The sequence below is a fragment of the Pseudovibrio sp. Ad46 genome, from assembly GCF_001623065.1.
Classification (GTDB): Bacteria; Pseudomonadota; Alphaproteobacteria; order Rhizobiales; family Stappiaceae; genus Pseudovibrio.
Map to the genome: position 1 here is coordinate 177,742 of NZ_LMCG01000080.1, position 18,720 is coordinate 196,461.

The following is an 18,720-nucleotide window of genomic DNA, read 5'->3' on the forward strand; positions in this document are numbered from 1 at the left end:
CAAAACCCCCATTTGCGCTGGCTTAACTCAATTTATCGCTTCAGGAAAAAAGAAAAGCCGCATCATGATGACGCGGCGGCCTGTAAGTGCTCCAAAAACGTTGGCTTACTGCGGAGCTCGCAGCATCTGCTTCACCATGCAACTGGCTTTCGCAAAGTCCATCTGGCCCGGATAACGCTCTTTCAACTCAGCCATACAGCGGCCCATATCACGCAGTCCGCGCGCTTCAACGCACTCGACAACTGTTTGACAAACAAGCTTCATTTCGTATTCGCTGAGCTGCGAAGGCAAGAATTCACGGATCATTTCCGCTTCTTCACGCTCTTGCACAGCAAGCTCTACCTTACCGCTCGCTTCACAATGCGCCGCTTCCTGCTCACGCTGAACTAGCATGGTGTGCAGGAGGTCCATCAGCTCTTCGTCGCTTAAGCCATCACGGCCTTGCTCACGAGCAGCCATATCCCGGTCCATAATGGCAGCGGTGATGAGGCGCAACGTGGCGGCACGTCTTTTGTTAGTGTCTTCTTGCGCGGCTTTCAGCGCATTCGCTATTTTGTCTCGCAACATACTAAAGGAACCCTGACGCGGAAACTTTAAAAGAGGCTCTCCAAATCCCGGATAATACGTCTCATCCATCTGATTTGGGCTGATTTCCTGTAACTCGAGCGCTATTATTTCTACACGAGTGATATTGACCAGAGGAACCCCTTCTCCTATGGTCCCGGCCTTGATGCGACTGTGACGCGCCAAAGTCAAGTCCCTTCGGTGCGTTTCAGATGGACGCATACTGTCATCAACCGTATCAAGAAAGCAAGTGATGAAAGCTCAAGACGCGTGGTCAGCACCTAAACCTACCGCCCTCCTCGTTCTCGCAGACGGTACAGTCATTGAAGGCCGAGGCGTTGGAGCTCTTGGAACAGCGTCCGGCGAAGTCTGCTTCAATACGGCAATGACCGGGTATGAAGAGATTCTCACAGATCCTTCCTATGCAGGACAGATCATCACCTTCACGTTCCCCCATGTTGGCAATGTGGGCGCGAACGAAGACGATGTTGAAACTGTAGATATGGAAGGCACGTCTGGCGTACGAGGCGCGATTCTGCGCACCGACATCACGACCCCTTCCAACTATCGCTCTGGCAACCACTTCGATGCATGGCTCAAGGCACGAGGCATTGTTGGACTGACCGGAGTAGACACCCGCGCATTAACAGCTCTCATCCGCGAAAAAGGCATGCAGAACGCCGTGATCGCTCATTACGCTGATGGTGAGTTTGATGTGGAAGCGCTGAAAGCAGAAGCAGCCAGCCTCCCGGATCTGGAAGGCATGGACCTTGCAAAAACCGTGAGCACTCAGAAAACCTACGACTGGAACGAAACCACCTGGAATTGGGAGGATGGGTTTGGCGCCCAGAACAAACCAAGCCATCACGTGGTTGCTCTGGACTTTGGTGTAAAGCGTAACATCCTCCGCCTTCTGGCAGATGCCGGATGCCGCGTGACTGTGGTGCCTGCAACCACTTCTGCTGAAGACGTCCTCGCCCTCAAGCCGGATGGAGTATTCCTGTCAAACGGCCCTGGCGATCCAGCTGCAACAGGTGAATATGCGGTTCCAACCATCCGTAGTCTCGTGAAGTCTGGCCTGCCGGTCTTCGGTATCTGTCTGGGTCACCAGATGCTCGCGCTTGCACTTGGTGGCACCACCACAAAGATGCATCAGGGCCATCACGGCGCAAACCATCCGGTTCACGATTACACCACCAACAAGGTTGAGATCACCAGCATGAACCATGGCTTTGCTGTGAGTGCTGGCAGCCTGCCGGACAACGTGGAAGAAACACACGTTTCCCTGTTTGACGGCACCAACTGTGGTCTGCGTGTAAAAGACGCGCCTATCTTCTCAGTACAGCACCATCCGGAAGCGTCTCCTGGCCCACAAGACAGCCACTACCTGTTCTCTCGCTTCATTGAGCTGATTGAGAACCACAAGACACCTGCAGCCGCTTAGAGCGCGTTCGCTCATCAAAACGGCACAGCAGAATGAATAAAAGCGGGGTCCAGTGCCCCGCTTTTCTTTTGCCCAACCCTAAGCAGATCGTGACAGGAAACACCGCCTCAGCAACATCAAGGCAACAAAAAACCCGGCACCAAGGGAGCCGGGTTCCGTAACTCTTATCAGAAGCGATTAAGCTGCTTCTGTCTCCAGCATGCTGCTCAGTGCATGAGACACACCGCGAACTTCTGCAATCTGTTCTTGAAGCGCTTGCTCCTGCTCATGAAGCAGCTGCTCCTGCGCACCACAAATTTCCTGAAGTTCTTTAAGTTGCTCAGGACGAGGGCTGGAACCCTCAACGAGCTTGATAATACGACGAACTTCTGCCAGCGTCAGACCGATCTTCTTGGCCTGCAAAATGACCCGCATGCGGCTCACATCACGACCTCTGTAGAAGCGGCGTGCTCCACGACGTACTGGGTTAAGAAGCCCCTTCTCCTCATAAAATCGTAGTGTACGCAGAGTGACGCTGAACAATTCTGACATTTCAGAGATTGCGAGCAGTTGACCGTCCCCATCGTCCTCACGAATAGGTCCAGCGATATCCGCAGCGACATCTAGCTTACTAGGAATACTGTTCATTTCCATTTGCCCGGTGGTTTGTATGTTAAACCTTAGAAGAGTTACAAAAGCTCATCATTTCAGCTCCCCACCCGGTGCCTCCATGAATTCCCCTAATAACTTTTGTACTCCCCCACTTCTGTACTAGCTTATGCAGTAGCATTTGATACCCACTCACACTGCGGAAGCTTTTCGATGTTCATTTGAACAATCTTCAATGCATCCCCAGTGAGGAATGAGTACCCCCACTTTCAAAGTCCTCAATGAAATCTATGATAATTCATATTGGACAATTGATAATCTACACAAGGAAACTGATAAAATATAGCCCGACATCGCATTTTTTACTTCGTAAATGCAACGTATACACTAGGACATCCGAGAATTAACATCATAAGTAGTTATACTAGATAAGTATTATAAAAAAATAGCGGCACCTACTTTTGCAAGTCCGCTGATTTATTCTACATTTTCCGGCAAATACCCAAAGATGTTCCTGCGTTATCCGAGCTAATATACTATAGAAGCGTCAATTACATATTGTCTATAATATGTGAACATGACGAAGAGATAGCCAGAGTGAGCAATATAACTTCTAACTACTCTCCTTCTTTAGATCTGCTCTGACTTTATTCTTTCTCAGTAAAACGAAAATTGGCTGACCAAATGATCACTCTGCACATTTTTTAAACAGGATGTTCATTTTTCGCGCTGCAAAACTTTGAACTGCCGTCGCGTACAGAGGGGATAATGTGGAATCTGACACATTAAAAGGCAAGATTACCCAAAGATTCACTAGGTCAAAAGTGCCAGATTGTGCGCATTGCACAATTTTGGCCACCCAATTTCATTAATTGAATCATCTTCAGCATGTGCAAGCCAGAAGAAAGACACCGTCTTCAGCAGGTAAACTCAATTTACCATCAAACACGTACTTGCGCTTAGCCCTTCAACAGGCCATTGACGATCCGTCTGATTTGAAATCTGAAAGTCGCATGACGGTGCACATCCATCTTTTTGCTCTTCAGATTAGCCCGATACAGGATGAGTTCGTTTAACATGATTATCTCCTTGATGAGCCGCGTGAATGGAAAGCCACCTCAGTTCTATGCAAAGAAATCACACAGGCTTACGGGAGTTTTCCTGAAATGCCACAATTATAAGCGCACTAATTGCGCCTCATCAAGGTAAATGGCGCAATTTTTGCGCTTTTTACATTCTAGTATATGCAATAGTACGAATGCAGATTATTATGCATCAGTCTGTACAATGAATTTTCAGTCTGGGAATCATTAGGTTAGTATCATGAAACCATCTCAGTTTCGGGCTTGGCGCAAGTCGATGGGCTATAAGCAAAAAGAGGCAGCGGAACGCCTCGGCTTAAAAAAACGAATGATTCAGTATTATGAAAACGGCAATCGTGACGGTAAACCGGTAGAAATTCCGAAGTCTGTCAGGCTGGCCTGCTATGCCTTAAGCACTGGTATTGCTGACTTTGATGGTGAGAAAACCACAGAGAACACGACTTTAGCTGAATAAACTCCCCTTAAGTCTTGAGAAAAAAAACCGGATTATTTCGGAAATAGGCGTTCGTCGGGGTTTATCATTACTCGAATATTTCTTATAACGCGCGCTCAGCCGACATACTCCTAAAGAGGGCACCACCAGAGCACCGATCGGGTGCACTGGTGCTTAAACGCGAGCATATGTGAGTCACCATGCCTAAACGCAATGACATCCAATCTATCATGATCATCGGGGCTGGCCCCATCGTGATTGGTCAAGCCTGTGAGTTCGATTATTCTGGAACTCAGGCTTGTAAGGCACTGCGAGATGAGGGCTACCGAATTATCTTGGTGAACTCAAATCCGGCGACCATCATGACAGATCCGGATCTGGCTGATGCAACCTACATCGAGCCAATCACCACGGACGCCGTTGAAAAGATCATCGCCAAGGAAAAGCCGGACGCGCTCCTGCCAACCATGGGCGGCCAGACCGCACTCAACTGTGCGCTGGAACTGGACCGCAAAGGCGTGCTGAAAAAATACGGTGTCGAGATGATCGGTGCAAAAGCCGACGTCATCGACAAGGCTGAAGACCGTGAAAAATTCCGCGCTGCCATGGACAAGATCGGGCTGGAAAATCCACGCGCCGCAATCGCATCCTCTCCGCCAATCCTTGATGATGAAGGCACCATCACCGGATATGACCGCGGAGCAGGCTATGCTGAAGCCATGCGCCAGATCGACACCATCGGCCTGCCAGCCATCATTCGCCCTGCGTTTACGCTCGGCGGTACAGGCGGCGGCGTAGCGTATAACCGTGAAGAGTACGAACAGATTGTTCGCTCCGGTATCGATGCGTCTCCAAACGGTCAGGTGCTCATCGACGAAAGCTTGCTCGGCTGGAAAGAATACGAGATGGAAGTGGTTCGCGACACAGCGGACAACTGCATCATCATCTGCTCCATTGAAAACATCGACCCGATGGGCGTCCACACAGGCGATTCCATCACGGTTGCCCCTGCCCTGACCCTCACCGACAAAGAATACCAGATCATGCGGAACGCCTCGATTGCGGTTCTGCGTGAGATTGGCGTTGAAACAGGCGGATCGAACGTTCAGTTCGCGGTCAACCCGGCGGATGGCCGTCTCGTTGTGATCGAGATGAACCCACGCGTCTCCCGCTCTTCCGCGCTGGCATCTAAAGCAACGGGCTTCCCGATTGCAAAGATCGCGGCAAAGCTCGCTGTTGGTTACACCCTTGATGAGTTGGAAAACGACATCACCGGTGGTGCAACACCAGCCTCTTTTGAGCCGACAATTGACTACGTCGTCACCAAGATCCCGCGTTTCGCGTTTGAAAAGTTCCCAGGCTCCGAACCAACCCTGACAACAGCAATGAAGTCTGTTGGTGAAGTGATGGCCATTGGCCGGACCTTCAAGGAAAGCTTGCAAAAAGCCCTGCGTGGTCTGGAAACAGGTCTGACGGGCCTCGACCCAATCGAAGTCGACGGCCTTGGCCACGGCGAAGACTACACTGCGATCCGCAAAGCTTTGGCTGTCCCAACACCAGATCGCCTGCTCAATGTGGCTCAGGCCATGCGCCTGGGCACCTCTGCAAAAGAAATCCACGACATCTGCAAGATTGATCCGTGGTTCCTGGAGCAGATGCAGGAAATCGTGGACATGGAAGCAAAGATCATCGAGCATGGCCTGCCAGACAACGCAGCCGCCATGCGCATGGTCAAAGCTATGGGCTTCTCAGACAGCCGTCTTGCGGTTCTCACCCAGACGACTGCTGATAAAGTTGCAGCTCTGCGGGCTGAGCTCGACGTGAAGCCAGTTTATAAGCGCATTGATACCTGCGCCGCAGAATTCGCGTCTCCAACGCCTTACATGTACTCCACCTACGAGACACCAACACCGGGTCTGCCTTCCTGCGAAGCAAACCCAAGCGAGAAGCAAAAGGTCGTCATTCTGGGTGGTGGTCCAAACCGGATCGGTCAGGGCATCGAGTTCGATTACTGCTGCTGTCATGCTGCGTTTGCGTTGAAAGATGCTGGCTTCGAGGCCATCATGATCAACTGTAACCCGGAAACAGTCTCAACAGACTACGACACCTCCGATCGCCTCTACTTCGAATCTCTCACCTCTGAAGACGTGCTGGAAATCCTCCGCCTAGAAAACTCCAAGGGCACACTGAAGGGTGTTATCGTTCAGTTCGGTGGCCAGACACCTCTTAAACTGGCACAAGCGCTCGTAGAAGCCGGCATTCCAATCCTCGGCACGTCACCAGACATGATTGACCTTGCAGAAGATCGTGACCGGTTCCAGCGTCTGCTGCACAGAATTGATCTGAAACAGCCAGAAAACGGCATCGCCTATTCTGTTGAACAGGGCCGCCTCATTGCCAACCAGCTTGGCCTGCCGCTTGTTGTTCGCCCATCCTACGTGCTGGGTGGCCGCGCAATGCAGATCATTCGCGACGAGGAAGCGCTCAACAACTACCTGCTCGGCACACTGCCAGAGCTGGTTCCACATGATGTGCGCGCCAAGTACCCGAACGATAAAACCGGCCAGATCAACACCCTGCTCGGCACCAACCCGCTTCTGTTCGATCGTTATCTCGACGGCGCAATCGAAGTGGATGTGGACGCTCTGTGTGATGGTGAAGACGTCTTCATCTGTGGCATCATGGAACACATCGAAGAAGCTGGTATCCATTCCGGCGACAGCGCATGTTCCCTGCCAGCCTACACGCTGGATGACGAAACACTTGCGAGACTGGAAGAGCAAGGCCGCAAACTCGCTCTGGAACTCAACGTTGTTGGCCTCATGAACGTTCAGTTCGCAATCAAGGACGGAGAGATCTACGTTCTGGAAGTGAACCCGCGTGCATCAAGAACAGTACCGTTCGTGGCAAAAACCATTGGCGTGCCGATTGCAAAAATCGCAGCCCGCGTCATGGCAGGCGAGAAACTGTCAAACTTCGACCTCAAGCCGAAAAAGCTGGATCATGTCGCAGTGAAGGAAGCGGTCTTCCCGTTTGCTCGTTTCCCGGGTGTTGATACGGTTCTTGGTCCTGAGATGCGCTCTACCGGTGAAGTCATGGGTCTGGACACAGACTTCTCCTTCGCATTCGCCAAGTCACAGCTCGGCGGAGGCACCGTTATTCCAGCAGGTGGAACAGTCTTCATCTCATTGAAGGATGCAGATAAGCCGAAAATTCTTGAAGCAGCTAAAAAACTTGTAGCATCAGGGTTTTCCATTATATCCACCGAAGGCACGCAAAGATACTTGGAAAACCAAGGCATCCCGTGCGCAAAGGTCAATAAGGTGCTTGAAGGGCGTCCTCATATCGTTGATGCTATCAAGAACGGAGAAGTTCAGCTCGTCTTCAATACAACCGAAGGCGCACAAGCACTTTCCGACAGTCGGTCACTTCGTCAGGCTGCGCTGATGAACAAGGTTCCTTACTACACAACTGTGGCAGGAGCCGTAGCAGCAGCTCAAGGCATCGAAGCTTTCCGAGCGAAAACGCTTGAAGTAAGGTCCCTACAATCTTACTTCTGCTAGTATAGTTTAACAGGTCCGGGTTGAGGCTTCTCAGCCCGGTCAGTTTTTTAGTGTGATGGGCCACACCACCACAACGTAAGAAAGGTGTACGAGCCATGGAAAAGGTACCTATGACGCCGGAAGGTTATGTGATGCTCACAGAAGAGCTTAAGCATCGCACGACCGGAGAACGCCCGCGCATTATCGCAGCCATTTCCGAAGCACGTGCTCACGGTGATCTTTCAGAGAATGCGGAATACCACGCAGCGAAGGAACAGCAGAGCCTGAACGAAGGCCGGATCAACGAACTGGAAGCCCTTCTGGGTCTTGCAGAAATCATCGATCTGACCAAACTCAGCGGCGATACTGTCAAATTCGGTGCAACCGTATCTCTCATTGACGAAGATACCGAGGAAGAAAAGAAGTACATGATCGTTGGTGATGTTGAAGCTGACGTAAAACGTGGACGCATTTCTATCTCCTCCCCAATTGCACGCGCACTCATCGGCAAGTCTGTTGGTGACAGCGTCGAAGTGACTGCTCCAGGTGGTGCACGCGGTTACGAGATTACTGAAGTCCAATTCGGTTAAGTAAATTGTAGAGCTGAATTCAGCATTTCAGGACTTCTCATGAACTGAGATAGTCCTTGCTGAATTTCAGAGCCTTATGATTTCAAGAAATGAAAGTGCCGCTCTGAGCGGCATTTTTTATGCAACCCACACGAGTTATCCACTAATTACAGAACAAATATTAGGTTCCTCGATAAGTTAACGGATTTACTTCAAAAATCTGAAAAAGCAGCCAAACGCTGCGACAATCTGGCACGGATCACTGCCTAAAAAGCTCATATCTCATCACAATCCGCGCTTACCAACACAATTATAGGTATATATTCGTTATTTTGCATGGATAAATCTACTTACTGTTAACCCTTGTAAATGCAAATGAACTCGACAAATTGACGGGAAATTTGCTGCCATGACCACCAATTCATTTTCAGGTCTGAAAAGCCAGCTCGGTTTTTTCAAAATCGATAGTCAGACCATACAAACACTTTCAGATCTTTGGCCCAGTGTTGAGGGCCACTTAACACAGATTTTGAGCGATTTTTACAACCACGTTCAGCGTGATCCGGAACTGAAGAAAAAGGTTTCCGGTAAGGTTGATGGCTTGAAATCAGCTCAAGCAAGCCACTGGAAGATCCTGTTCACTGGCGGTTTTGATTCCACCTATATGGAGCGCGTTGACAAGATTGGCCGCGCCCACGTGTACACCGACCTTGAACCGGATTGGTATATTGGTGGTTATACGTTTATTCTCGAAGAGCTGACCAAAGTGCTCTCCAGCAAGATGCGCTTTTCACCGGGCCGCTTGTCACGCAGCCTGATCGCTCTTCAAAAAGCAGTGATGTTCGACATGGGACAAGCGGTCTCCGCCTACCATCGTCACTACACAGAGGAGCGCGATGAGCGCACCCAACAGCTTGAAGATGCTATCAATGCGTTTGAGCGGACAATCACCAAGCGGATAGAGCAGACAGCAGAAGCCGGCAATCGCGTCGAAAACTCTGCACTCACTCTTCGCGAGACATCCGAGCAAAGCAAAATGGCTGCAGAAGCTGCGAGCCAGTCTGCTGACTACACAGCCTCTGATGTTCACTCCGGTGCGGCTGCGGTTGAAGAGATGTCCGCAAACGTCGCCGAAATCGGTTCGCAAGTGACCCGCTCTGCAGAAACAGCACAGACTGTTTCCAAAGATGCAGAACGCACCAACGACACTGTCCTCGGTTTGCAGACAGCAACCAACGAGATCGGCGCTGTGACTGAGCTCATCAGTGCAATCGCAGAGCAGACCAACCTTCTGGCCCTCAACGCAACCATTGAAGCAGCCCGTGCAGGTGATGCAGGCCGCGGCTTTGCTGTTGTGGCAAGCGAAGTGAAAGACCTCGCAAGCCAGACAGGTCAGGCAACCGACGAGATCGCCTCCAAGATCAGCGCGATCCAAAGCGAAACACGCCGCTGCGTAGAAGAAATCTCTGCTATCTCCCAGAAGATTGAGGAGGTCAGTTCGACAGCGACGGCAATTGCTGATGCAGTGGACCAACAGGCCATCGCAACCAACGAAATCTCTTCAAGCATTCAGTCCGCTTCTCAAAATGCGAAGGGCGTAACAAGCGAGTTGAGCAACATCCTGGCAACTGCAGACGAATCCAAACGCGCTGTTGCCACAGCAACATCCGCTGCGACAGAACTCAGCCAGCAAAGCGAAGCAATTTCAGAAGAAATCTCTCATTTCTTCTCAAGCATCCGCTGCCTTTAATCGTCACGACGACAATTCAAGAACACCAGAACGGCCTTCCACGTGAGGGCCGTTTTTGTATTTGCAGTCCAGAGCAGCAGCTCACAAAGTCAACCAAGACACGTCCCTCTAACACCAAGAAGAAAAACAAAAAAAAGGGAACGCAATGTCCATCAAATTCAAACTGCTTGATGAAAGTGGTCTGCCCGATACCACAGCACATGTCTGGGTCGCAGGCTGGATCAACGGAGGGTCACAGGAACACTTCAAGGTCTTGGAAGGAAACAATTTCACCAGACCGAGCACGACAAACGCACCAACCAGCGTTCCGTTTCAAAAGCTCTCGGATATCGGCGATGTAGTGCTAGAGGACAAAACCAACGGTGATGACCGCTTCCTGTTTGTTGTCTCCAAAGACAAGCCGCAGGACCTCACAGTCACAAACAACAACCCGATTCAATACACCCAGTACCCTTATGCCAACACACCCGGCGTGGAGGCTCCCGGCCCGTTTGACGTTTTCGAATTTGGTCTGGATGCTCAGCTGAACCTGTCCGCGGTGAGCGGTTTTGGTCTCAACCTACGTTTTGATGTTGAAGGCTTGGACGGCCCGCAATATGGCATGCGCAAAGACGTGACACGGGCTCAGATTGCCAAGGCCTTCACAAAGTTCATGAGGAACGAAGCTAAGGCTGATCCAGCCGCCGCTCACTTCCTCCCCCTGCTCTACTCCACACCGCTCACAAAAGGCGGGTTCCAACCGCCCCTCGTGGTCAATCAGTTCTTCGCCATCTGTGATCCCAACGACTGGCTCGCCTCAAAATCCGGCAACTACCAGAAAACAACAAATGATCCCCTGGCGACCTATTGGGATGAGACCCTCGACCGTTTCTTTTCGCCGGGAAACGTCTTGAGCATCAATCTCGGTTCAAAAGCGGTTCCTCGTTTGTATGAAGGAAGCTGCACCACACAGACACAATCTGGTTCAACCGAGCAAACCCAAGTCTATACGCTGACAGGCCCAGCTGGCACTTTCCACTTCTACAAGCCGGAAAGCGGTCTGACGAGCAGCCAATACGTCTTCCAGCAATCCTTTGGCGTTGGTTTAACTCCGGCGGGGGCTGCTGGAGATGCAGGCCTGCTCCAGGATAGTATCTGGGAAGCGCTGTGCCGCGGTGTAGCACTAGATGGCGTATTGACCGCCGAAACGACAGAAAGCGCACAGGCAGCCTTTAGCACCTCAAAATGGAACGATTGGAGCAAGTGGTACGAGGCAGGCAAGACATGTCACTATTACTCAAAGTTCTTGCACTACAGCGACAGTGATGGAAACGACTCACGCCTTTCCGGCAAACCATCCCTCATACTCAATCAGGCAGCCTATGGCTTCAGCATGGATGAAAATCCGGTCGGCCCCTATGACGGCCCTGAAGTTCCCTCGAAAACGAACGAAAACATAAAGTCAGGCACAGTTACAATCACAGTCGGTAAGTGGATGTGACCACGCATAAAAAAACGGCCTTCCTACGCGAAGGCCGTTTAAAAAGTTTCTCCCGGATAAGCCCCGTTAGAAATACTCAGGCTTATCAATCGGCACGTTCGGCTCATCCTTGATACGGCGGATGGTCAGTGCAGTGCGAACGTGATCCACATTCTTTGTGGAAGTCACATCGCGAATAATGAAGTTCTGGAAGGTTTCCAGATCTTTAGCCGTACAGCGCATGATGAAGTCAACTTCACCTGACACCATGTAGCTCTCCCGAACCAACGGCCATTCCTTGACTTGCGCTTCAAATGAGACGAGGTCATTCTCTGTTTGGTTATGCAATCCAACCATGACAAAGGCGGTGACTTCATATCCCAGTTGTTTCTCATCAAGTAGCGTACGGTAGCCGCGAATGAGTCCTGCTTCTTCCAGGGCTCGAACCCTGCGCAAACATGGGGGCGCAGAAATTCCTACACGACGAGCCAGCTCCACATTGGTAATGCGGCCGTCTCCCTGCAGCTCCTTCAAAATTTGCCAGTCGATCGAATCCAGACGCGCTTTCAAGCTCGTCTCCTTTGCTTGTCCTATTGGATTAACAGTTAACCTGTTTTACAACACTGCCTAAAACACGAAGTTAGGCGAAATGCTAGTTTATTGCTTATTTGCGACAGACTATATCAACAAATAGCATTTTGCAGACACTTCCCGAAAGCTGGGGGAACAAAATGTCGCAAAACCTGTGGGTTTTAACAGATGGCAAGATCGGAGACGTAGCGCAATGCATCGGTGTAGCCGACGCCTTGGGACTGCCCTACGAAATTCGATTAGTTGCCCCCCGCAAGCTTTTTACCTACGCAATGCCTTGGGGACCAATCGATCCCAAAGACGCACCACACAAGCCAGAAAGCCCGCTTGCACCCCCATATCCCGCGGTCGCGATTGCATCCGGGCGCAGAGCGGTGCCCTACTTACGCGCACTAAAGCGGCTTTCCAAGGGCCAGACCTTTACTGTTTTCCTCAAGGACCCAAAGATCAACAGCAAATTTGCTGATTTTGTCTGGGCGCCGGAACATGACGGAATTTCTGGGAAAAACATAGTAACAACACTTACGTCACCTCACCGTTTCTCAGCGCAAAAGCTGCAGGACGCGCGCGACAACCCACTTGAGGCAATCGCAGCGCTGCCAAAGCCCAAAGCAGCTGTCCTGATTGGCGGCAATTCCCAGCATCACACCTTTACGCCCGACAATATCAACACGCTTCTCGCCGCACTTAAAAACCTGTCGCAAACCCACTCGCTCATGATCACCTGCTCCCGCCGCACCCCAAGAGAGCTGGCAATGCAGTTGCATGATCTGGGCAGATCCGAGGGTCATCTCTTCTGGAATGGGGAAGGTGAAAACCCCATCGCCCAGTACCTGGCCAACGCAGAAATCACAGTGGTTACAACAGATTCCACCAATATGGTGGGCGAAGCTGCAGCCACCGGAAAGCCTATCTACGGCTTCCGCCCAACAGGCACTCACAAAAAGTTTGATAGGTTTTTATCAAGAATGGAGGATTTGGGAGTACTTCATCCCTTCCCCGGAGACATATTAGCACCTACTTATGAACCGATAGACGCAACACCGGATATTGCGGATGCCATATCCAAAGCGATTGAACAAAAGCAAACGAGCGGATAGAACCCCTCCCTAACACGGCACTGGTACTATCCAAGCGCGCACGAAATTTGAGGTTCTGAGGAAATGACTGTTAAGCACACCAAACTCCTGATCGTAGGCTCCGGCCCTGCAGGCTACACCGCCGCAATCTACGGCGCGCGCGCCATGCTGGAACCGCTTCTGGTCACAGGTGTGCAGACTGGCGGTCAGCTGACCATCACCACCGACGTTGAAAACTACCCGGGCTTTGCCGATCCAATTCAGGGTCCTTGGCTGGTTGAAGAAATGCGCAAGCAGGCAGAAAACGTCGGCACCAAGATCGATTACGATACAATTCTGGAAGCAGACCTCTCCAAGCGCCCGTTTGAGCTGAAAGGCGACAGCGGCACCCTCTACACCGCAGATGCCCTCGTCATCGCAACCGGTGCACAGGCAAAATGGCTCGGTTTGCCTTCAGAGGAAAAGTATCAGGCTGGTGGCGTCTCCGCATGTGCAACCTGTGACGGTTTCTTCTACCGTGGTAAGGAAGTTGTTGTGGTTGGCGGCGGCAACACCGCTGTTGAAGAAGCGCTCTACCTCGCGAACCTGGCAGAAAAAGTCACGCTGGTTCACCGTCGTGATGCCCTGCGCTCCGAAAAGATCCTTCAGGAACGCCTCTTCAAAAACGAAAAGATCAACGTGGTCTGGGACAGTGAAGTGGATGAGATCCTCGGCACCGAAAACCCAGCTGTTGTGACTGGCATCCGCCTGAAAAACCGTAAGACCGGTGAAACCACAGAAATGTCCACACACGGCGTATTCATCGCCATTGGACACGCTCCAGCGGTTGACCTTGTCAAAGATCAGGTAAAGATGAAGGAATCCGGTTACATTTGGACCGAAGCTGATTCAACTCAGACATCCATTCCGGGTGTGTACGCAGCTGGTGACGTGACTGATGAGCAGTACCGTCAGGCCGTGACCGCTGCAGGAATGGGCTGCATGGCTGCACTGGAAGCAGAACGCTACCTGGCAGCTTTGGAATCTGAAACTGAAGCAGCAGAATAAGAAACCGGGAAGATGGGGGGAAAGCAAATGCCAGGCCGTTCTTTGGATTGGGACAAGCTGCGGATTTTCCACGCAGCAGCACAGGCAGGAAGCTTTACCCACGCAGGCGAAGCTCTCAACATGAGCCAGTCGGCTGTCAGCCGTCAGGTCAGTGCACTTGAGGCAGAGCTGGGTGTCCCCCTCTTCCACCGTCATGCGCGCGGACTGATTCCAACAGAACAAGGCGAGCTTCTTTACAGAACCGCCCGCGAAGTTCTGCTGAAACTGGAAACCGTTCAGTCCCGCCTGACCGACACCAAGGAAAAGCCAAGCGGCACGCTTCGTGTGACCACCACAGTGGGTCTCGGCTCAACTTGGCTCACCGCCCGTGTCAACGAGTTCGTGGATCTTTACCCGGACATGCGTTTGGAACTCATCTGCATGGATGATGAGCTGGATCTGGGCATGCGTGAGGCAGATGTCGCCATCCGCCTACGCCAGCCAACACAGCCAGACCTCATCCAGCGCAAGCTGTTTACGGTGCACTTCCACGTCTACGCCTCACCGACCTATATTGAGCGCTTTGGCAGCCCAAGCACCATCGATGATCTGGACCACCACCGTCTGATCACCATCGGTGACAACATGGCCTCCTACCTGCGCGCGATGAACTGGCTTGCAACAGCCGGTTTGCCAAACGGCGAGCGCCGCGATGTTTCCCTGCGCGTGAACAACCTGTCTGGCATCAAGAAAGCCGTACAGACCGGCGTCGGCATCGCTATTCTGCCAGACTACATGGTTGAGCCGGGCGCAGGCATCAAACGCGTTATGTCTGTCACGCAGGAAGAGCTGCCAAGCTTTGATACCTACTTCGTGTATCCATCTGAGCTGAAAAACACCGCTCGTGTAACTGCATTCAGAGACTTCCTCGTCTCCTATGCAGAACGTTGGACACACTAGGCTAGAACTCTGCAAAAGAGCTAAGTTGGCTTGATGAGCCAGCTCAGGAGTTTCAACCCTAAGTTTTGCACTGCAAAATAAATAATATTCCAGATCTCTTTTGAGGCCTCTCAGACCGTCTGTGAGGCCTTTTTCACGCCATCTCATCCCGAAATGACAATATCTTACGCAGAGTTAGCTTTCTGATAGTTGTCAAATCCTGCAATGAAGTTCCGAGGGTTTTAAGCCCCCTCAAAATTGCATAGCTGCAATGCAAAAATTAAGGATTGCTGTTTCGGCGCTGCACTGCATATATACACCTGCTGTTGATCAGTTGTTGTCACACCTCTCCTCCCAGTGACATCAACATCCGATCAACTGTTCCCCTCTGGAAGGTGATTGCACCCATTAGGTGCTTTATCATTCATCACTTCGAAACCGGACCGCATGGTCCGGTTTTTTTTTGCCAAATGCTTCCAAATGCCAAAGGTGACCAAGGGTCTACCTAGGCCTTTTAGCCAGCAAACCTCTCTAAGAACCTCGCAGCACACAAAGCCAGCAGCGCACCTGACGCGCTATAAAGCTGTTTTGAAAGGTCTTTTGCTGAGCAGTTACAGCCGCAGACAAACACGCATGACATGCTCAAAATCGCCCTGCCTAAAAACAGACCTAGGGTCGCTTACTTCTTAGGCACACTAAAAAATCAACTATCCCAGATGCACGCAGAGACATGCGGATTCATCAGGCTATTGCGCAGCGCCACCCTGGGAAAACCCATCAGATTCAAGGTATTCCCAACTCACATAAGCTAGTAGTTTCTGCAACTCTCACTCAAATTAACTATATTTTTCCTAGGTAAATCTTCAAACAGTGAAATTTTACCACCCCTAATCAGCGAAATTACAAATCAGCTTGCATCCTTTACTTATCGAATCATACCTATTGGCAAATATCCGAGGTAATGGATGTGAATGACCTGAGAAAAGCATTTTACACTCTGATTGCCTGCGCACTTTTCGCAATCTATGGCGAAATCTCCCACGCCATAAGCGAAGCTGACAGGGCGGAACGGCTCGGCAGCCAAATCACTCTGCACATTCCGGCAGAATAACAGCGGCCCGTTTTGATTCCTCTTTTGACGAGGACAGGCCATTTTTCAGTTATCCACAACAACAGGCAGGTTATCCTTCCAGTTCAATCCTGCCTAATCCTACAGCTCTAAAAACTCATTGAGTGAATAGGCTAATTCGCCAAATCCAGCACCAAAGCTCAACGCGCACAAAAAAAGCCCGGGTGGCTTTGCTGCTCATTCGCAACTAACCACCCAGGCCATTTAAAAGCTTATCAGCAAGCGTTTACCGATAGAGGTTCTGTCCTCCTTCCAGATCCTTATAAAGGTGCGCTACCTGCTCCGCATAGCCATTGTAAAGCTGTGTTGGCACACGTTCATCCGTACCCAGCAAACGCTCAGAAGCCTGAGACCAGCGTGCATGCGGCACTTCCGGATTCACATTCGCCCAGAAACCGTATTCGCTTGGGCCAATCTTCTCCCAGAAGCTAACCGGACGCTGATCAGTAAATGTGATCTTCACGATGGATTTGATGGATTTGAAGCCGTACTTCCATGGCATTACCAAACGGATCGGTGCGCCATACTGCTTCAGCAACGGCTTGCCATAAATGCCAGTCGCAACAAATGCCAGGTCGTTCATGGCCTCATCCATGGTCACGCCTTCAACGTAAGGCCACGGATACCAGAACTGACGCTGACCGCTGGCCACGTCGGAATCTTCAAAGGTCTCAAAACGGATATACTTAGCACCATTCTGCGGACCAGCGTACTTCACCAGCTCGGATAGCTGGAAGCCAGTCCACGGCACAGCCATCGCCCACGCTTCAACACAGCGGTGACGATAAAGGCGCTCCTGCAAAGGCATCTTTCGCACCAAATCATCAAAATCGATGGTCTGCGGATTATCAACCATACCATCAATGGTAATCGCCCACGGACGTGTCTTCAACGCCTGCGCTGCACCGGAAATGCGCTTGTGAGAGCCAAACTCATAGAAGTTGTTGTAAACGGATGTCACGCTCTCAGGCGTAATTGCCCGTTTCAGAGTGAAATCAGGGTTCCGCTCAGCTGGGTAGAGATCAAGGGTCGGGTCTTTGCCATCCTGCGCAAACACACTGCTCACCAGACCAGTACCACCAGCGGCCAGACCAAGGCCAACAGCGCCCAAGCCCTTCATAAACCTGCGCCGGTTGAAGAACACATCCTCAGGTGTCGCTTCTCTTTCCGGAATAATCCATTCAGGCCTATGAATAATGTTCATGCTGCCATCTCCAAGCAGGTAAGGGTTACGGTAATGTCTACCAATATTGGCCTATGACTTAGCGGCGAAACCCCTTAAACTTCAAGTAAACCCCCCGTGATCCTTTTCGTGATCACGGAAGGCGGGCACAGGAAGAACTGTCAGACCACTCGGTTCAAAGCCGCCATCAACATCCAATCAGATTAGATTTCTTTAAATTCAGCGGGTTCAAGACACCCTTTCAAACACGCCTCCAGCTTATTCTGAAACGCGCAGCGTATGTCAGACAGGGCAAAGGAACGGCACCATGACAATCGGATTTATCGGCCTGGGCGCCATGGGCCTGGGAATGGCCCAGCGCATCAACAAAAATCATGCTCTGAAAGTTTACAACCGCTCTCCGGAAAAAGCCGCTGATCTAGTCGCGGAGGGAGCACAACAAGCCACATCTCTGCAAGACTTTGCAGACTGCGATATCGTTTGCTCAATGCTATCAGACGATGCAGCGGTTGAGGCCGTCTATCTTTCCAGAGACACTCTGGCACTGCCACTGAGAGAAAACAGCATCTCCATCTCTCACAGTACCATCAGCCCACCAATGGTAGACCACCTCACAGCCGCCCACGAGCGCGCTAATGTCAGATTCTTATGCGTGCCAGTCCTTGGCCGACCAGACAAAGCCGCGGAAGGGCAACTGGTCGCCGTCGCAGCAGGCGAACGCAGCACAATGGATGAAGCCCACTCTGTTCTGGAAGCCATATCCATGCGGCAATTCTGGATGGGGCCAACACCGCGCCAAGCTGCAGTCACCAAACTGGGCATGAACTTCATGATAGCGGCGGCGGTGGAAGCTTTGGCCGAAAGTTTCACCCTGACAAGAAAGGCGGGCATAGATCCGCAGACCTTCCTCACACTAATAACAGAAACACTGTTCAGCGCTCCCGTCTATCAAGCGTACGCTCCACTCATCGCCCGCGAGCAAAACCCCTCTCCCGGCTTCAAAACCTCGTTGGGCCTGAAGGACGTCAACCTGGCGCAACAAACAGCTCAGGATCTCAAAGTACCGCTCCCCACAGCAGATGTCGTCGCCAACCAACTCCGTACCGCAATCGCAGCTGGATATGCAGACGAAGACTGGTCCATCCTCGCCCGCCTCATGGCCCAAACAGCATCCCTGCCACCGATCAAACCTTGATCTGAGGAGGAATGCAGTAGCCCTCAGCTAACACAAAAAACCCGGAGCATTGCCCCGGGTTCTTTTTCTGTCTCACTTTAGAGCGTATTCCCGAAAAGTGGTTCCGGTTTTCGGACAAGAATACGC

General features: G+C 51.3%; 15 protein-coding genes. 11 read left to right on the forward strand and 4 right to left on the reverse strand.

The annotated features are described in order from the left end of the window. Positions 1 to 105 precede the first annotated feature (105 nt). Complete coding sequence (locus PsAD46_RS24145; RefSeq protein WP_306418668.1) at positions 106 to 750, reverse strand: GatB/YqeY domain-containing protein; 645 nt, start codon at positions 748 to 750, stop codon at positions 106 to 108. A gap of 67 nt (positions 751 to 817) precedes the next feature. Here PsAD46_RS24145 and carA point away from each other — a divergent pair, with 67 nt between their 5' ends. After that, a complete protein-coding gene (gene carA / locus PsAD46_RS24150; protein WP_063308035.1) occupies positions 818 to 2,008 on the forward strand; it encodes a glutamine-hydrolyzing carbamoyl-phosphate synthase small subunit in 1,191 nt (396 codons plus the stop codon). Between the two features lie 177 nt (positions 2,009 to 2,185). Here carA and PsAD46_RS24155 read toward each other — a convergent pair whose 3' ends face one another. Next, positions 2,186 to 2,635: a MerR family transcriptional regulator gene (locus PsAD46_RS24155; RefSeq protein ID WP_208860172.1), complete on the reverse strand. Its 450-nt coding sequence runs from the start codon at positions 2,633 to 2,635 to the stop codon at positions 2,186 to 2,188. Positions 2,636 to 3,919: 1,284 nt separating this feature from the next. Between PsAD46_RS24155 and PsAD46_RS24160 the strand changes: the two genes are divergently transcribed. The 5 genes from PsAD46_RS24160 to PsAD46_RS24180 all read left to right on the forward strand — a co-directional run bounded on the left by PsAD46_RS24160 (position 3,920) and on the right by PsAD46_RS24180 (position 11,473). After that, the gene (locus PsAD46_RS24160) at positions 3,920 to 4,153 is read left to right on the forward strand and encodes a helix-turn-helix transcriptional regulator (protein WP_057461122.1); all 234 of its coding nucleotides are present in this window, start codon (positions 3,920 to 3,922) and stop codon (positions 4,151 to 4,153) included. A gap of 179 nt (positions 4,154 to 4,332) precedes the next feature. After that, positions 4,333 to 7,695: a carbamoyl-phosphate synthase large subunit gene (carB, locus tag PsAD46_RS24165; RefSeq protein WP_063308036.1), complete on the forward strand. Its 3,363-nt coding sequence runs from the start codon at positions 4,333 to 4,335 to the stop codon at positions 7,693 to 7,695. Between the two features lie 95 nt (positions 7,696 to 7,790). Beyond that, positions 7,791 to 8,264 carry a transcription elongation factor GreA gene (gene greA, locus PsAD46_RS24170; protein WP_057461124.1) on the forward strand — a complete coding sequence of 158 codons (474 nt, stop codon included), beginning with the start codon at positions 7,791 to 7,793 and terminating at the stop codon, positions 8,262 to 8,264. Positions 8,265 to 8,652: 388 nt separating this feature from the next. After that, on the forward strand, positions 8,653 to 9,993 hold the full coding sequence (locus tag PsAD46_RS24175) for a globin-coupled sensor protein (RefSeq protein WP_063293952.1): 1,341 nt from the start codon (positions 8,653 to 8,655) through the stop codon (positions 9,991 to 9,993). Positions 9,994 to 10,138: 145 nt separating this feature from the next. Then, positions 10,139 to 11,473, forward strand: coding sequence for a hypothetical protein (locus PsAD46_RS24180; protein WP_063308037.1), 1,335 nt, complete (start codon positions 10,139 to 10,141; stop codon positions 11,471 to 11,473). A gap of 66 nt (positions 11,474 to 11,539) precedes the next feature. On the opposite strand, the gene PsAD46_RS24185 is transcribed toward PsAD46_RS24180, so the two are convergent. After that, positions 11,540 to 12,022 (reverse strand): Lrp/AsnC family transcriptional regulator, encoded by a 483-nt coding sequence (locus PsAD46_RS24185; protein WP_057461126.1) that lies wholly within the window; start codon positions 12,020 to 12,022, stop codon positions 11,540 to 11,542. 161 nt (positions 12,023 to 12,183) lie between these two features. On the opposite strand from PsAD46_RS24185, the gene PsAD46_RS24190 reads away from it, so the two are divergent. The 4 genes from PsAD46_RS24190 to PsAD46_RS28220 all read left to right on the forward strand — a co-directional run bounded on the left by PsAD46_RS24190 (position 12,184) and on the right by PsAD46_RS28220 (position 16,198). Further along, positions 12,184 to 13,143, forward strand: coding sequence for a mitochondrial fission ELM1 family protein (locus PsAD46_RS24190; protein WP_057461127.1), 960 nt, complete (start codon positions 12,184 to 12,186; stop codon positions 13,141 to 13,143). 63 nt (positions 13,144 to 13,206) lie between these two features. Then, positions 13,207 to 14,169, forward strand: coding sequence for a thioredoxin-disulfide reductase (trxB, locus tag PsAD46_RS24195; protein ID WP_063290001.1), 963 nt, complete (start codon positions 13,207 to 13,209; stop codon positions 14,167 to 14,169). 27 nt (positions 14,170 to 14,196) lie between these two features. Then, positions 14,197 to 15,108 carry a LysR family transcriptional regulator gene (locus tag PsAD46_RS24200; protein ID WP_057461129.1) on the forward strand — a complete coding sequence of 304 codons (912 nt, stop codon included), beginning with the start codon at positions 14,197 to 14,199 and terminating at the stop codon, positions 15,106 to 15,108. 946 nt (positions 15,109 to 16,054) lie between these two features. Then, positions 16,055 to 16,198, forward strand: coding sequence for a hypothetical protein (locus PsAD46_RS28220; protein WP_167550275.1), 144 nt, complete (start codon positions 16,055 to 16,057; stop codon positions 16,196 to 16,198). A 244-nt stretch (positions 16,199 to 16,442) separates the two neighbouring features. Here PsAD46_RS28220 and msrP read toward each other — a convergent pair whose 3' ends face one another. Next, positions 16,443 to 17,420: a protein-methionine-sulfoxide reductase catalytic subunit MsrP gene (gene msrP, locus PsAD46_RS24205; protein WP_063308038.1), complete on the reverse strand. Its 978-nt coding sequence runs from the start codon at positions 17,418 to 17,420 to the stop codon at positions 16,443 to 16,445. A gap of 286 nt (positions 17,421 to 17,706) precedes the next feature. Here msrP and PsAD46_RS24210 point away from each other — a divergent pair, with 286 nt between their 5' ends. Continuing rightward, positions 17,707 to 18,594 carry an NAD(P)-dependent oxidoreductase gene (locus tag PsAD46_RS24210; protein WP_063308039.1) on the forward strand — a complete coding sequence of 296 codons (888 nt, stop codon included), beginning with the start codon at positions 17,707 to 17,709 and terminating at the stop codon, positions 18,592 to 18,594. Positions 18,595 to 18,720 lie beyond the last annotated feature (126 nt).

Coding starts and splice junctions, on each gene's coding strand:
- carA (WP_063308035.1), top strand. CDS start 818: ATGAAAGCTCAAGACGCGTGGTCAGCACCTAAACCTACCGCCCTCCTC.
- PsAD46_RS24155 (WP_208860172.1), bottom strand. CDS start 2,635: ATGAACAGTATTCCTAGTAAGCTAGATGTCGCTGCGGATATCGCTGGA.
- PsAD46_RS24160 (WP_057461122.1), top strand. CDS start 3,920: ATGAAACCATCTCAGTTTCGGGCTTGGCGCAAGTCGATGGGCTATAAG.
- carB (WP_063308036.1), top strand. CDS start 4,333: ATGCCTAAACGCAATGACATCCAATCTATCATGATCATCGGGGCTGGC.
- greA (WP_057461124.1), top strand. CDS start 7,791: ATGGAAAAGGTACCTATGACGCCGGAAGGTTATGTGATGCTCACAGAA.
- PsAD46_RS24175 (WP_063293952.1), top strand. CDS start 8,653: ATGACCACCAATTCATTTTCAGGTCTGAAAAGCCAGCTCGGTTTTTTC.
- PsAD46_RS24180 (WP_063308037.1), top strand. CDS start 10,139: ATGTCCATCAAATTCAAACTGCTTGATGAAAGTGGTCTGCCCGATACC.
- PsAD46_RS24190 (WP_057461127.1), top strand. CDS start 12,184: ATGTCGCAAAACCTGTGGGTTTTAACAGATGGCAAGATCGGAGACGTA.
- trxB (WP_063290001.1), top strand. CDS start 13,207: ATGACTGTTAAGCACACCAAACTCCTGATCGTAGGCTCCGGCCCTGCA.
- PsAD46_RS24200 (WP_057461129.1), top strand. CDS start 14,197: ATGCCAGGCCGTTCTTTGGATTGGGACAAGCTGCGGATTTTCCACGCA.
- msrP (WP_063308038.1), bottom strand. CDS start 17,420: ATGAACATTATTCATAGGCCTGAATGGATTATTCCGGAAAGAGAAGCG.
- PsAD46_RS24210 (WP_063308039.1), top strand. CDS start 17,707: ATGACAATCGGATTTATCGGCCTGGGCGCCATGGGCCTGGGAATGGCC.